Source organism: Bacillus sp. SH5-2 (assembly GCF_008368905.1).
In the GTDB taxonomy this organism is placed as follows: domain Bacteria; phylum Bacillota; class Bacilli; order Bacillales; family Bacillaceae_G; genus Bacillus_A; species Bacillus_A luti.
On sequence record NZ_QOSD01000006.1, the window covers coordinates 90,965 to 106,391 of the forward strand.

The window sequence follows — 15,427 nt, forward strand, 5'->3', positions numbered from 1 at the left end:
TATTCCTTTTTTCATATCTAGAACACTTTTTTCACCAGACTATTAATCGTTTCAACTGGAATAAACAAAATATACGGCACATATGTTTAAGCAGTGGTCAATTGTTGAAAGGGATGAAGAGTATGACACAGCTGAACTTTGAAGAAAATTTATTAACAAAAGTAGCTTGGTACTATTATAAAGATCAATTAACACAACAAGAGATCGCTTCACTTCTTCACATTTCAAGAAATAAAGTCGTTCGCTTATTAGATAAAGCACGCAGTGAAGGAATCGTAACATTTCACATAAAAGGAACTGGTTTACACTGTTTAAGCATTGAACGTGACCTAATGAAAAAATTCCATTTAAAAGATGCTTTCATTATCCCTACTCCAATAGACGATTATGCTGCTTCTCTCGGAAAAGCTGCTGCACAATATTTAGAAACTCAGCTCCAGCAAGGCGATTTACTCGGGATTGGCTGGGGCGAAACGATAAGTAAAATGCTAGAAAACATTCATTTTGAAAGTTCTATTAACCTTTCAATCGTAACGCTAACAGGCGGAGTAAACCACTATCTCCCAAGAAAACAAAGCTATTTACACTACATGCAAGGAGACCTTTACATTATCCCTACTCCTTTTCTAGCGTCTACAACCGAAATGGCACAAAGCATTCTATCAGAACCGAGTGTGAAAGATATGCTTCATGTCGCTTCACTTGCTCAAATGGCAGTTGTAGGTATTGGCGGTTTATCTCAAGATGCCACTATTGTGAAAGAAGAAAAATTAACACTACGTGAAATGACATATATTCGTAGTCAAAACGGCGTTGGCGATATTTTAGGACAGTTTTATAATACGACTGGCAATTTATTAGAGCTTCCGCATCACAATCGCCTAATTGGCACGCCTCTCTCTATTTTGCGTAACATGAATCATGTCGTTGGTGTTGCTGGAGGTGTTCAAAAGATAGATGCCATTTATGGGGCTTTAAAAGGAAAGTTTATTCATACATTAATTACTGATGAAGAAACAGCACTCTCTTTATTACTTAAGGACGGTGATTCTTAATGTCTACTTTGTTAGCTTTCGATGCTGGTACAGGAAGCATTCGAGCAGTTCTTTTTGATTTACACGGTAATCAAATTGCAGTAAGTCAAAAAGAATGGATTCACAAATCTGACCCTCGTTATCCAGGCTCAATGAATTTTGATGTGAAAGAAAACTGGCAGCTTGTACAAGAATGCACAAAAGATGTTCTGCAAAAAAGTAATATATCCCCCTCTTCTATTCAAGCTATTAGTGCTACAAGTATGCGGGAAGGTTTCGTTTTATACGATAAAAACGGGCAAGAAATATGGGCCTGTGCAAATGTTGATGGACGTGCGTCCGCTGAAGTTAGCGAACTAAAAGAAATCCGGGCACATCTGGAGGAAGATTTATATAAAAAATCTGGCCAAACCTTTTCATTAGGTGCTTTACCTCGCCTACTTTGGATTAAAAAACATGAGCCATACGTCTATAGTAATATTCATTCTTTTACGATGTTAAACGACTGGATTTTGTATAAATTAAGCGGCGTACTACAAATCGATTCTTCCAACGGATGTACGTCCGGTATTTTTGACTTACAAAATAGAGTATGGGATAACAATGTCGCTAAAGAGTGCGGTCTCACTTTGCCTTTTTCACCAAAAGTAAATGAAGCTGGCACTGTGATTGGTACTGTTACAAAAGAATGTTCCGTATTAACTGATTTACGAGAAGGGATTCCTGTCGTCGCTGGCGGCGGTGATGCTCAAATGGCATCACTCGGAACTGGAGTTGTTAAGCCGAATCAAACATTCATATGCGGGGGGAGTTTTTGGCAACAAGAAGTGAACATTACAGAGCCAATAACGGATCCACATGCTGCAATTCGCGTAAATTGTCACGTCGTTCCGAACTTATGGCAATATGAAACAATCGCCTTTTTCCCTGGTCTCGTTATGCGCTGGTTTCGAGATGCTTTTTGTCAAGAAGAAAAGAAACTCGCTGAAAAACTTGGTGTAGATGCATATGAATTATTAGAAGAACAAGCGAAAGACGTACCGACCGGGTCACATGGCATTATCCCTACTTTTTCAAACGTTATGAACTACATTTCTTGGCGTCATGCCGCACCTTCTTTTTTAAATTTAAGTTTAGACGCAGAAAAATGCGGTAAGAAAGAAATGTTCCGCGCTATTGAAGAAAATGCTGCTTTCGTTACACTCGGAAACTTAAAATTAATAGAAAACCTCACTGGTACATTCCCTTCTGAAGTTGTTTTTGCTGGAGGTGCAGCTAAAGGAAAACTATGGCCACAAATTCTTTCAGACGTACTCGGCATCCCTGTAAAAGTACCAGTTGTGAAAGAAGCAGCTGCGTTAGGAACTGCAATTGCTGCTGGAGTTGGCGCTGGAATATATAAATCTATGGAAGAGACTGCCGAACAGTTTGTACAATGGGAATACACATTTGAACCAATCACTGAAAATCACGAACTTTATAAGGAGTTCTATGAAACATGGAAAACTGTGTATGACAGTCAGCTCGCTTTAGCCGATAAAGGGCTCACCTCACATATGTGGATTGCCCCCGGCGCTCTGTAACATATTACATAAAGGAGTGAAATGTATGTTAAAAGCGAATGAAAATGATTTCTCCTATCGCTTCGGTGATAACGGGCCGAAATATTTAATACAAGGACCGAATATTGATTTAGGCCTTGTTGTCATTCAGCCTGGGCAAGAGTTTCAAAACCATTATCATACAACGTGCGAAGAAGTCTTCTATGCATTAGAAGGTGAAATAGATTTCTATGTGAATAATGAAAGAGTTCCAATTAAACAAGGGGATGTCCTGCAAGTTCGCCCTCATGAATCTCACTATCTTATTAACCATTCTGACAAACCTTTTAAAGCAGTTTTTATAAAGTCACCACATTTACCAAATAAAGATACGGTACAAACGGAAAATCCAACATTAACGAAGGAGTGATTCCTAATGACTTGGGGATTTAAAAATCGATTAAATACAATTTTACCTGATGGCAGAGCGGTTATGCTTGCGATAGACCACGGCTATTTCTTAGGACCGATTCACGGACTAGAACAACCACTTGAGACAGTTAAAAACTTACTCCCTTATACAGATTCCCTCTTTTTAACGCGCGGTGTACTTAGCTCCTGCATTCCTGAAAACTGCAGTACACCAATGGTTATGCGTGTATCAGGCGGAGCTACTGTCGTCGGTAAAGACTTAGCGAATGAAACAATTGTTACACCTGTAAAAGAAGCAGTGAAACAAAATGCAATTGGCGTCGGTGTTTCTGTTTTCGTCGGGTCCGACTATGAAACACAAACGGTTACGAATCTCGCAAACGTAGTTTCAGAAGCTCACGATTACGGATTACCAGTACTCGGCATTACCGCTGTCGCAAAAGAATTACAAAAACGTGAAGCTCGCTTTCTAGCACTTGCTTCCCGTGTATGTGTTGAAATGGGCGCTGACATTATTAAAACGTACTACTGCGAAGGATTCGAAAAAATAACGAGCACATGCCCTGCCCCAGTCGTAATCGCCGGTGGACCGAAACTAGATTCAATCGAAGACGCATTAAACATTACGTACAATGCACTGCAAGAAGGTGCAATCGGCGTAGACATGGGCCGAAACATATGGCAATCCGAACATCCAGCTGCAATGATTCAAGCAATACATGGTATTGTGAAAAATAGATTGAATGTGAAAGAGGCGCTCCAGTTATATGAAGATGTAAAAAATTAATGTAAATAGACGGACTATGTATTTTGTTCAGTTAATAGGTGTAAAACTTCATTTGACTCTCAAAATACATAAAGAAAAGGATGGCAAGTGCCATCCTTTTTGACATATATTGAACTTTTACTTTTACTGTTACTAATGTAATGCCCTATGTAACAACCCAAAATCTTTAATTAATCTTTAATTTTATAGCTTTTGTCGCAATAAAAGTTTTAATATGCTTATCTAATATCCTTGTTCCACCAAAATCATCCTCATAAAAACCTGTTATTACAAATCCAGCTGCAACTTGACCTTGGATTTGGTCTTCTAGCGTATGAGCATATTCTATTGTTTGATTTGAATTGATATAATCTTGAACTTCATCCTCTGGCAAATAATCCAATGTTGATGAAGGGATGGAATGTTTCACATCAAGAATACCTTTTCTCTCTTCGTTATCATCAAAAATCCATAGTAACGGATTTGTAAATCCAGAAATAAGAATACCTTTATTCTTTAAAACCCTTGAAATCTCATTCCATACAAGATGAACATCTTTTACAAACAAATTAGAAACAGGATTTACGACAATATCAAAATATTCATCTTCAAAATCACTAAGGTCTGACATATCTCCTTGCACTGTTTTTAAAGTTAATCCATCCCGCTCTGCTACTTTTTCATCTTGTTCCAATTGCTTCTTAGATATATCAGTAACTGTTACATCTGCTCCAGCAGCAGCCAAAACAGGCGCTTGTTGCCCTCCACCTGATGCTAAACAAAGTATCTTTAACCCTTCTAATGACTTTGGAAACCAATCTCTAGGAACTGATTTTTCCGTAGTGACTGTAATTTCCCACTCACCTGATTTACTTTTCTCAATAACGTTGCTACTTACAGGTTGCGTGTATCTAGAACCTTCTTCAACCTTCTTATCCCATGCATTACTGTTTTGTTGTGTTGTATCCATTATGATTATTCCTCCTAAATATCTTGTTGCATTTAAAGTTTAACTATTTACACTCTTATCCTATTGACCTACCGATAGTTAATAAATGGTAGTCTATTATTATTTTAACGCATAAGTATTTTATTTTCCTCACTTTTCAAATAATTGGTTATATTTTAAAAACAATGGTCATTTCAGTTATAATTAAATAGGAAAACAAAATAAAGGAGGAATGATCATGAAACGAATGACTTTCGAACGCCCTACCGATTTTTACGATAAACGCTTATTTACCGCCCTATTAAAAGGACGAAAAGAACTTTCAAACAATTACGCTTGATGAGCATCATTACATTTTGAAATTTTCTTACCATCTTTATAGTCAATACATGACACTTCAATTAATAAGCCGTTAAATACTGTAAAATAAAAACCATAACTACTCCCTCTCATTGCATAAGGTTCCTTATCTATTTCAATCCCCCCAGCTACTAAACGATTATACGCTTGATCAACTTCACTTACAGTTTCCACTAAAAAACCAATATGAAAAGCTTCCGGATACGTAACTTCCTTACTTCCCTTAAACGCTTTCGGATCACTTAACACAAGTATAAATCCACTCTCATCACTCATCACTACAAGTGCCTTCCCTTTTTGTTCCAAAAATTGAAAATCAAAAAATGTTTCAAAGAAATGTCTCGCTTCTGATAAATCATCAACACATAGATTTAAATGATTCAACTTCATGTACCCATCTCCTTTTAAACAAGGGTTATACAATAGTATATTAACCCATATTAGTAGCACCTAAATAATAAAGGGGTTGTATTCAATTGTTCATTTTGTAATAGTCTAATACCTTTTTTTATCGTCTAGAACATTTTTTCAATGGAACTTTTAAAATATAGTGAATGAAATTATGTGAACGTCTTGAAACGGGGTATGTATTTACCGATTAAAATTGGCAATCATGTTCGTTTTATTTTTTACTCTCCAAATTCATTAATATCCACTCCATCAAGAAAATTGCTGAAGAGATACGCTCTCGTGCATCCCCTAAAAACAATTTATTTATCAACTCGTCAAAATGATTCGGTCTATTCGATAGCGTTTGTATATACTTCAAAACAGATCCAGCTGGAGGTACTGGCTTATTATTAATAGCCCATATCCCTTCTACCAATGTCCAAGTTGACGTATGAACTATGTATGAAGCTTTTAACTCATCATTTGCTTTCAAAGCAGATTGAATTTTAATAAGCGAGCTATGCAACCAATGAGAAATGCCTTTCACTTTGTCGCTAGAAACACGATAGTTTTCAAATTCATATGTAGCTATTTCCTTTAACTTTTTTAACTCACCGCTTTTATCAAACAAAATTTTCCCTTCTAGAAATGAGTATAGTTCCATCGGATTGTTTTTAAAGTTTACTTGAATTTGAATAAAATCTGCACTCTTGTATTCAACTAAAATATCTTCTCTCGTTTCAGAATGAAATTTCTTCTTTTGTCCGTCTTCTAAAAGAATATAGAAGTCTAAATCAGATTCAGGATATGCATCGCCTCTTGCGACAGATCCAATTAGCATGAATCCATTTACCTTTTCTTTAGATACGATTTCAGCTACTATTGTTTGCACTAATTTTTTATGTTTTTCATTTGTAATGAATAAAATACTTTCTATCATTCCCATCCCCCACACACTAAAAAAGAGGATACATGTTTGCTTCTACAACATGCATCCTCTACTTATATTTTACGACTGCTGATAAGCTGCCTTCGATGATTTCACATAATAAACACCATGTTCAACGTTAATAATATGATCCGGTTTTGGTTTACCACGGCTCGCTCTATGTCCAGCTAAATGTTCTTCACTCGTTTCCCAGTTTTTCCAAGCTTCTTCAGATTCCCAGCGAATCATAACGACTACTTCTTCGTCGCCGCGTCTTACTTTTTTCACAAGAACACTTAAATCGATAAAGCCTTCGAATTTTTCAATAATACCTTCTCCAGTGAAATGTTCTACAACTATATTTGAAGTACCTTCTTTGACTGTAAATGTTTTCGTTTCAATAAACATATATTCCACTCCTTCTTTGTTATACGAATACTAGTATTCTTCTATTATAGTTGATTATGATAATTATTTTCAATTATAAAGTTTCAAATTTTTAGAATTATGCAGATTTTTCTTCGATCGGCTCATCTAAAAATTTAAAATACGGAAGTAATATCCCGATTAAAGAAGTGATACATATAATCGATCCTATGATAAAGTATAGTGCTCTCACTCCCCACATTTCACTCAGTATGCCCCCTAATAACACACCTAACGGCATAGCAGATCGTATGAAAAATAATCGCACTGAAAATACTTTTCCTATCATATTGTTTGGAACTGATTGCTGGCATATTGTCGTGTTATGAGTATTGAAAAATGCAATGCAAATACCTGCTATTACTTCGATTAATATCGCAATGATAATGCTTTGATTAAGCCCTAGTGAAATGTATGTGAGCCCTCCTACAAACAATCCTCCCAGCATAAGTATACGCCGACTTTTATATGTTACTTTTCCGACTAGTATGGATCCAACTACATAGCCAAGCGGGAAACCGGCCATAAAATAACCAAACTCCGCATATCCCGCTGACAGCTCATCTCTTATATAAGGAAGGTTTGTGACCATTGTTACTCCTACTCCAAATTGAACGAAAGTAAGAAAGACACCGAGCCAAACGATAATTGGTTTTGTGAAAAAATATGTAAAACCGTGAAGAAACTGTTTAAGCCACGTTTTTCTTAGTTCTTGTTTTACTCTTGTTTCTTTTATAAAAAATAACAAACCGCCACTTATAAATAAACAAGCGCAAACAAAAAATATCGTTAATTTGATCCCAATAAACTTAATAACGATACCACCTAATACTGGCGCAAGGAACATCATAAGACGAGTCATTCCATCAATATAGCCATTTGCATCTTGAAGGTGCTCTTTACTTACAATGCTCGGTGTGATTGCTTGACTTGCAGGTGTATAAAGGGGCGTAATGAGCCCGATTACAATTTGAACGACATACACGTGCCAAACTTCTATACTGCTACTAATTAGCATGATTAAAGGTAGTAAGAAAACCGTTGCCCGCGCCCATTGAGAAAAAATCATTATCCACTTCCGGCTCCATTTATCAATAAATGGTCCGCTTATTAATTGCAGTATGAGTGACGGGATAAAATATAGTAGCCACATACTGCTTAATGCTGTTTTTGACCCTGTTAACTCATATACTAAAATTGAATTACATAACGTCCCAAAAGCCCCTCCTAATTCTGAAATCGCACTACCTATCCACATATAAAAGAATGAACGATTTTTCAATACACTCTTCACTATAGCTCGCCAACTTTCCTCTTAAATTCCTCCCTTTACGTACCTTCTCGTTGTATATTATCTATTTAGAAACGCCTCTAATTCTTTCGCTAACGACTGAACTGCTTTCTTCCTCAATACATACTTTCCGTCATGTATATCAACTAACTTCGCAGCACGTAACAGTTTCAAATGATGATGTACTGTCGATTTACCTAGTTGCAATCTTTCTGTAATTTCCTGCAATGTACGTTCTTTTTCGAACAACATTTTTACAATCCGTAACCTCGCTTCATCCCCAAGCGCTTTATGCTTTTGAACTAAAAAATAATTTGGTTCATACGGATCTTCAGGATGAATGCTTTCATTCGCAACTGGATAATGAAGCACTTTCGTATCTTCAATATCGGCTTCAATATTCCACGGTCTATATGTCATTTGCGGAATAAGAAGTACGTGATGAACACTTGGCTCTGGCATATAGTTCACACCGCCAGTGGCCCACTCGACAAACTCTTCTGATTTCATTTTTTTATTCATTTCATTCTTTGCTTCATAGTCTCGTTTTAATATAGAAAGTAGTTCTTCTTCCTCTTTCTTAATAACGCTCTCATACCAACCTGTCATAACAGCGATTAAATGAGATTTCAGTACTTGTACATCAACATCACATATAAAACGAATATAAGTAGAGAAAAACTGGTGTTCTTGTGTCAGTTCCATTAGTTCATGTATTGCAGTTATGTTTCCACTTGCCGCTAAAGTTCTTTTCTCTTGATACTTCTCCCCTAAAAACGGTAAACATATAAACTTCAAATCTTCTTCTGAGAGCGAATCAACCTTTACTTTAAACTGCAATAAATCCTGAAAATCCCCTTCATACAACAACTGAAGCAACGCTTTCCACGTATTATGTTCTTCTACAAACTGTAATTGCTCTCTCATCTCTTTTGTTAATGATTGTCTAATCTCTTCCCATTCACTTTGAGACTTTTCAAGTGTATCAATTAACCTTTTATGAGTAATCGCTGCAATGCCAAGTGCACATTCGAAAAGTATCGAATATTTTACTTGAACGTTGTATGTTTCCCTTTTTCTGCTCGTTACATGAAAGACTTCCATTTTATCCCCTCCTTGTTTGTTACGTATTAAATTCTATTTTCATCGAATTATTCCTTCTATTTTTTTAGAATTTTATTACAACTCAAAAAATAATTTGATCAAAGAACAAATAGAAAAAAATCTATAATCGTTTTCATTCTGACTTAATGAAAACGTAGATTGTTAAATGTCATATTAATAAGGAAGATTCTTTTGTGAAAATATCTGTTATACGTTGCATTTCTTTCTCTTGTTCAGCTATAGAGAAGGTGTATTGAAAAGAAAAGAGAATTTATTTCATTAAGAAAAATGAACAGGAGGCTATACGAATGGGAAGAAAAGAAATGTTGCAAAATGGAGTCCAACAAGTTTTTTACGAAGAAGAATGGTACCCACCAATATCAGAAGCGTTAAAGAATCTTACGGCTGAACAAGCATGTTGGCAACCAGAAGGTGCTGCCAGTAATACGATTTGGGAAAATGCGAACCATTTATTAATCTTTAAAGAGCGCCTACTTTCCCGCTTACATGAAGATGATACATTTGTTGCTCCACAAAATAATGATGAAACCTTTATCCAAGGTGAACCTAATGACGATGACGCTTGGCAACAAACAGTGAAGCGAACGCTTCAGGTACATGATGCCTTACAATCTGCATTAACATCCCTTCAAGAAGCAGAACTGGATCAACTAAGCCCTTCTCTACCAGTTTGGCAACAATATTTGAATATTCTTTTACACGATGCTTATCATACCGGACAAATTATACAACTTCGGAAACTCCAAGGTTCATGGCCAACTCATCGTTCTTATTTATAAACGATGTTTACATTTGCTTACGCTTAACATGCAACAAAACTATTGAAAATAGCTACTTGTTTTGTAATTACTGCGATTGCTCAAAATAAAGCAAATTAAAATACATGAATCCCAAACATCATTTACATTCTTCATAACTTCTGATCATAATCCAAATTTGGAAGAATAGAGGCTTTTTTATATACAAATAATAAGCCTCAAGGAGTGGTTGACATGTATTTCATATTAAATATGTTAGGGATTTTCGTTGTCATATTAATCGTTTTCTTATGTTCGCCTAATAAAAAACATATAAAATGGAGACCAATTGTAATTCTCATCATATTGGAGCTTTTTATTACGTGGTTTATGTTAGGCACGAAGCTAGGCAGTATTATCATTAATAAAATAGCGTCATTTTTCAGTTGGCTACTAGCATGTGCGAATGAAGGTATTCGATTTGCATTTCCTTCAGCTATGGACAGTCCACACATTGATTTCTTCTTTAGCGCCTTACTTCCTATCATTTTCGTTATTACTTTTTTCGATATTCTTTCTTATTTCGGAATCTTAACTTGGATTATTGATAAAGTAGGTGCAATTATTTCAAAGATTTCTCGTTTACCAAAATTAGAAAGCTTCTTTTCCATTCAAATGATGTTTTTAGGAAATACGGAAGCACTTGCGGTTGTTCGTGATCAATTATCTGTGTTAAAAGAAAATCGTTTGTTGACTTTTGGAATTATGAGTATGAGTAGCGTAAGCGGATCCATTCTTGGTGCTTATTTATCAATGGTTCCAGCAACATATATTTTCAGTGCTATTCCTTTAAACTGTATTAACGCATTAATTTTAGCCAATGTTTTAAACCCTGTAGAAGTCCCAGCAGAAGAAGATGTCGTTTATTCACCTTCCAAACATGAAAAAAAGGATTTCTTTTCTACTATTTCAAACAGTATGTTAGTCGGGATGAATATGGTTATCGTTATTTTAGCTATGGTAATTGGATATGTAGCTTTAACAGCATGTTTAAATGGGATTTTAGGATTTTTTGTAACAGGTTTAACAATTCAAAAAATCTTCTCCATTATCTTTAGTCCTTTTGCCTTTTTACTCGGTTTATCAGGAAAAGAAGCTATGTATGTAGCTGAATTAATGGGGATTAAAATAACAACGAATGAATTTGTTGCAATGATGAATTTAAAATCAAACTTAAAGTCTTTACAACCGCATACAGTTGCGGTTGCAACAACATTTCTAGCTTCTTTTGCTAACTTTAGTACAGTGGGTATGATTTATGGAACTTACAATTCATTATTTGGTGGCGAAAAATCATCAGTCATCGGGAAAAATGTTTGGAAGCTTCTTGTGAGCGGAATGGCTGTTTCTTTATTAAGCGCAATGCTTGTTGGACTATTTGTATGGTAAATACTTTTTAAAATAAAAGACACCCAAGCCAATTGAGTGTCTTTTATTATTATTTTCGAATTTGTCCATTTCCACGAATCACATATTTTGTCGAAGTTAATGCTGGAAGCCCCATTGGTCCTCTTACGTGTAGCTTTTGTGTACTGATGCCAATTTCTGCTCCGAACCCGAATTCAGATCCATCAGTAAAACGCGTCGATGCATTATGATAAAGTGCCGCGGCATCCACAGAAGTGAAAAATTTGCTGACATTTTCCTCGTTCTCTGTAATAATCGCTTCAGAATGCATAGATCCATACGTATTTATATGATGAATCGCTTCTTCTATAGAGGAAACTACTTTAACCGCCAGCGTGAGAGATAAAAATTCTGTCTCCCAGTCTTCTTCTGAAGCAAGTACAATCGAAGAATCAATTGCCATTGCTTTCTGATCACCACGTAGCTCCACGCCTCTTTCCTTCAATCTAGAAAACAACTCGCTACCATATTGCTGCGCCCACTTCTCATGAAGTACAATCGTTTCAATTGCATTACATACAGATGGACGCTGCGTTTTTGCGTTTATAATAATATCAAATGCCATTTGTTTATCCGCTGTTTCATCAATAAAAACATGACAATTTCCCGCACCTGTTTCAAGTACTGGAACAGACGCTTCTCTTACTACAGTATCAATTAACTGCTTGCCACCTCTTGGGATAAGCACATCCAAATAATCATTTAATGTAAATAACTGCTTCGCGCTATCTCGCGTTGTATCTTCTATAAGCTGTACGCTTTCTTCAGGCAAGCTCGTTTGTTTGAGTGCTCGGTGAATAACGGCAACGATGGCTTTGTTAGAATGAACAGCAGAGGAACTACCGCGTAATATTACTGCGTTTCCTGTTTTCAAACAAATTGTAGCTGCGTCCACCGTCACATTCGGTCTTGCCTCGTAAATCATCCCAACAACACCAAGTGGTACGCGCATCTCCTGAATAGATAGTCCATTTGGTCGTTCCCATGCACTTACACATTCACCAATAGGATCCCGTAAATCAATCAACTGCTTAATTCCCTCTGTCATATCAACAATACGCTGTTCATTCAGCATAAGGCGATCAAGAAGCGCATCAGTAAATCCTTTCGCCTTCCCTTCTTCAATATCACGTTTATTTTCCTCTAAAATATAAGCTGTTTCTGCTATCAACTGATCAGCAACCATAACAAGTGCTTCATTTTTTTGATCTGTCGATTTAAGCACAAGTTCTCTAGCAATTTCCTTCGCTTTTTTCCCTTTTGCCAACACTTCATTCATTTTTGTTTCCTCCTTTTTAAGTTCAAATTAATCTCTAATCTTAAAATGAAACCCAATGGTCCCTATGGATGACTTCATAACTATGCCTTTCGCCTCTTGCTTGAATATCTTGACTTTGCATACCTTTTACTTCCCTTAGTTCCTCTGCGCTATATGTGCATTGTCCTTTTCCTATTACGCGCCCTTGTTGCGTTACAACCTCTACAACTTCACCCACTTGGAAAAATCCTGACACATTCGTAACACCAGCAGGAAGAAGACTTTTTCCTTGCTGAATGATAGCAGTAGCTGCTCCGGCGTCTACTTCAATTTGTCCACTAACAAGTGAATGTAAAGCAATCCATTGCTTGTTCATCTTCATTTCTTTTTGAGGAGCATTTCCGACATACGTTCCATCACCTTTGCCCTTCAAAACATCTACAAACTTCTCTTGTTCACGTCCTGTTCCGATAAATACACTCACACCAAGAGATAGTGCCGTTTTTGCCGCATCAATTTTTGATTTCATACCGCCAGTCCCAAGTTTTGATCCGGCATCTCCAGCAAGAGAAGCGATTTCTTCCGTAACTTCTGGAAGGAAATAATATTTCTTCGCATCTGCATATTTCTGAGGATTTTTGTCATATAGACCGTTCACATCCGTAAAAATCATAAGCATATCCGCCGACACAAGTCCGCTTACTAAAGCTGACAGCATATCATTATCTCCGAACGTTAGCTCCTCTAAAGAGATGGAATCATTTTCATTAATGATTGGAAGAGCAGAACGGTTTAGTAACTCCCCTAAAGTTGCGTAAGCGTTACTATATTGTTCTTTTCTAGAAAAATCACTTCTCGTCAGCAATAGTTGAGCAGTAACGATATCATATTTACGGAATTCCTCCGTGTACGCCTGCATTAACAAACTTTGTCCGACAGCTGCTGCAGCCTGTTTCCCTTTAATTGTTACAGGTCTACTAGGATAGCCTAGGGCCGAAAAACCTGCAGCGACAGCCCCAGATGTAATTAACAAAACTTCATGCCCTTCCTCTTTCAATCGAGCTAATGCGGCAACATGGTCTGAAAGTTGTTCTTTTGAAATGCCTCCGTGACTATCTGCCAGGGAGCTGCTCCCAATCTTTACAACAATTCGTTGTTTTTTCATTTTTGTACCCCCCAAAGTCTAAAATCAAAGTTTTTTATAAATTACACTTTTATTCATACAGCTTGCAGCGATTTCTATTCTTATCAGTGCTGCACCTAGCCTATTAAAGAGCAAAATAAAAATGACCGATTCGCCCTTAATAAAATAAAAAGGACGAAACGGTCATTGTTCCGCGGTACCACCTTAATTGATATACATAGATATCCACTTGGTGCCTGTAACGCAGGCGAACGCCTAAACTTTCATTTAAGACTCAGGGATAGGTTCGATACATTCTATACGAGGAATCTTTCAGCCGGTGAATTCCACTCTCTTTCGCAAGAAGACATATGTACTATTTCCCTTCAACGATTTTCGATTTGATTTTTTTATATTATGCGATATAGTTCGATTCGGTGTCAAGAGGTGTTTTTAAAAATAAATAGAGCCGCAAGTTCCCAAATGAAATGATTGACCTACTGAATGAAAATGCAAATTGATATAACCTAAACTCATACTCATAAACATAAAGCCTTAAATTATAGTGTATATATTTACATAATGTCGAATATAATTAATTTTTATCTTTTAGTGTTGCAAAAAGGTATATATTCTCTTAGAATGTTTCTTTATATTACACAGAGATGTTATTGTTATTTTAAGATAACAATTTCAAAATGATATAATTTATTATAAAAGGAGCAAAATTGAGTTATTATGGATAAACAAATTGGATTCATCGGATGCGGAAATATGGGGATGGCTATAATTGGCGGGATGCTTAACAAAAATATAGTGTCTTCAAATAAAATCATTTGTTCAGATTTAAACACGACGAATTTAAAAAATGCTAGTGAAAAATACGGACTAACTACAACTACTGACAACAATGAAGTCGCTAAGAATGCTGATATTTTAATTTTATCAATTAAACCAGACTTATACCCATCAATAATTAACGAAATTAAAGAAGTGATAAAAAACGATGTTATTATCGTAACGATCGCTGCTGGAAAAAGCATCAAAAGTACAGAGGATTCTTTTGATAAGAAGTTAAAAGTTGTACGAGTCATGCCTAATACACCTGCTCTTGTTGGAGAAGGTATGTCTGCATTATGCCCTAATGAAATGGTGACAGAAAAAGATTTAGAAGATGTGCTAAACATTTTCAATAGTTTTGGTCAATCAGAGATTGTAAGTGAAAAATTAATGGATGTTGTAACATCTGTAAGTGGTTCTTCACCAGCATATGTATACATGATTATCGAAGCGATGGCAGATGCTGCTGTACTAGATGGTATGCCAAGAAATCAAGCATATAAATTCGCAGCTCAAGCTGTGCTAGGCTCTGCAAAAATGGTACTGGAAACAGGAATGCATCCAGGCGCCTTGAAAGATATGGTTTGTTCTCCAGGCGGAACAACTATAGAAGCTGTAGCAGTATTAGAGGAAAAAGGCTTACGAACAGCCATCATTTCAGCTATGCAACGTTGTACACAAAAGTCTGTTGAACTATCTGGTCAGACTAAAAAGTAAAACTATAAAAGAAATCACGTTAGCTATGAATTCACATGAATTT

Annotated in this window: 15 protein-coding genes and 1 other annotated feature; of the genes, 7 read left to right on the forward strand and 8 right to left on the reverse strand. The window is 36.3% G+C overall.

Going from position 1 to position 15,427, the window contains the following annotated elements; translation table 11 throughout:
* Positions 1-104: 104 nt before the first annotated feature.
* From DN410_RS05485 to lsrF, 4 genes are read left to right on the forward strand one after another with little or no spacing between them, the layout of a single operon-like run.
* Positions 105-1,055 (forward strand): sugar-binding transcriptional regulator, encoded by a 951-nt coding sequence (locus DN410_RS05485; protein WP_149175695.1) that lies wholly within the window; start codon positions 105-107, stop codon positions 1,053-1,055.
* On the forward strand, positions 1,055-2,617 hold the full coding sequence (lsrK, locus tag DN410_RS05490; RefSeq protein WP_149175696.1) for an autoinducer-2 kinase: 1,563 nt from the start codon (positions 1,055-1,057) through the stop codon (positions 2,615-2,617). The genes DN410_RS05485 and lsrK overlap by 1 nt, the downstream gene beginning before the upstream one ends.
* Before the next feature lie 25 nt (positions 2,618-2,642).
* Complete coding sequence (locus DN410_RS05495) at positions 2,643-3,005, forward strand: cupin domain-containing protein (RefSeq protein WP_000909986.1); 363 nt, start codon at positions 2,643-2,645, stop codon at positions 3,003-3,005.
* A gap of 6 nt (positions 3,006-3,011) precedes the next feature.
* Entirely contained in the window at positions 3,012-3,794 is a 783-nt protein-coding gene (gene lsrF, locus DN410_RS05500) for a 3-hydroxy-5-phosphonooxypentane-2,4-dione thiolase (protein ID WP_149175697.1), read from the forward strand.
* 166 nt (positions 3,795-3,960) lie between these two features.
* On the opposite strand, the gene DN410_RS05505 is transcribed toward lsrF, so the two are convergent.
* The 6 genes from DN410_RS05505 to DN410_RS05530 all read right to left on the reverse strand — a co-directional run bounded on the left by DN410_RS05505 (position 3,961) and on the right by DN410_RS05530 (position 9,221).
* Complete coding sequence (locus tag DN410_RS05505) at positions 3,961-4,743, reverse strand: class I SAM-dependent methyltransferase (RefSeq protein WP_149175698.1); 783 nt, start codon at positions 4,741-4,743, stop codon at positions 3,961-3,963.
* A 309-nt stretch (positions 4,744-5,052) separates the two neighbouring features.
* Positions 5,053-5,472: a VOC family protein gene (locus tag DN410_RS05510; RefSeq protein ID WP_149175699.1), complete on the reverse strand. Its 420-nt coding sequence runs from the start codon at positions 5,470-5,472 to the stop codon at positions 5,053-5,055.
* A 232-nt stretch (positions 5,473-5,704) separates the two neighbouring features.
* Positions 5,705-6,412 (reverse strand): nucleotidyltransferase family protein, encoded by a 708-nt coding sequence (locus DN410_RS05515; protein WP_149175700.1) that lies wholly within the window; start codon positions 6,410-6,412, stop codon positions 5,705-5,707.
* Positions 6,413-6,481: 69 nt separating this feature from the next.
* The gene (gene hmoA / locus DN410_RS05520) at positions 6,482-6,808 is read right to left on the reverse strand and encodes a heme-degrading monooxygenase HmoA (RefSeq protein WP_071711829.1); all 327 of its coding nucleotides are present in this window, start codon (positions 6,806-6,808) and stop codon (positions 6,482-6,484) included.
* A gap of 97 nt (positions 6,809-6,905) precedes the next feature.
* Complete coding sequence (locus tag DN410_RS05525) at positions 6,906-8,120, reverse strand: MFS transporter (RefSeq protein WP_149175701.1); 1,215 nt, start codon at positions 8,118-8,120, stop codon at positions 6,906-6,908.
* A gap of 57 nt (positions 8,121-8,177) precedes the next feature.
* Positions 8,178-9,221 carry an ArsR/SmtB family transcription factor gene (locus DN410_RS05530; RefSeq protein WP_149175702.1) on the reverse strand — a complete coding sequence of 348 codons (1,044 nt, stop codon included), beginning with the start codon at positions 9,219-9,221 and terminating at the stop codon, positions 8,178-8,180.
* A gap of 308 nt (positions 9,222-9,529) precedes the next feature.
* Between DN410_RS05530 and DN410_RS05535 the strand changes: the two genes are divergently transcribed.
* Positions 9,530-10,021, forward strand: a complete 492-nt coding sequence (locus tag DN410_RS05535) for a DinB family protein (RefSeq protein ID WP_149175703.1) — start codon at positions 9,530-9,532, stop codon at positions 10,019-10,021.
* 213 nt (positions 10,022-10,234) lie between these two features.
* A complete protein-coding gene (locus DN410_RS05540; RefSeq protein ID WP_149175704.1) occupies positions 10,235-11,428 on the forward strand; it encodes a NupC/NupG family nucleoside CNT transporter in 1,194 nt (397 codons plus the stop codon).
* Between the two features lie 49 nt (positions 11,429-11,477).
* Here DN410_RS05540 and DN410_RS05545 read toward each other — a convergent pair whose 3' ends face one another.
* Positions 11,478-12,725, reverse strand: a complete 1,248-nt coding sequence (locus DN410_RS05545) for a glutamate-5-semialdehyde dehydrogenase (protein ID WP_149175705.1) — start codon at positions 12,723-12,725, stop codon at positions 11,478-11,480.
* Positions 12,726-12,765: 40 nt separating this feature from the next.
* Entirely contained in the window at positions 12,766-13,869 is a 1,104-nt protein-coding gene (gene proB / locus DN410_RS05550; RefSeq protein WP_149175706.1) for a glutamate 5-kinase, read from the reverse strand.
* Positions 13,870-14,015: 146 nt separating this feature from the next.
* Positions 14,016-14,226 (reverse strand) — a binding site (T-box leader).
* A gap of 339 nt (positions 14,227-14,565) precedes the next feature.
* On the opposite strand from proB, the gene proC reads away from it, so the two are divergent.
* Positions 14,566-15,384 (forward strand): pyrroline-5-carboxylate reductase, encoded by an 819-nt coding sequence (proC, locus tag DN410_RS05555; protein WP_149175707.1) that lies wholly within the window; start codon positions 14,566-14,568, stop codon positions 15,382-15,384.
* Positions 15,385-15,427 lie beyond the last annotated feature (43 nt).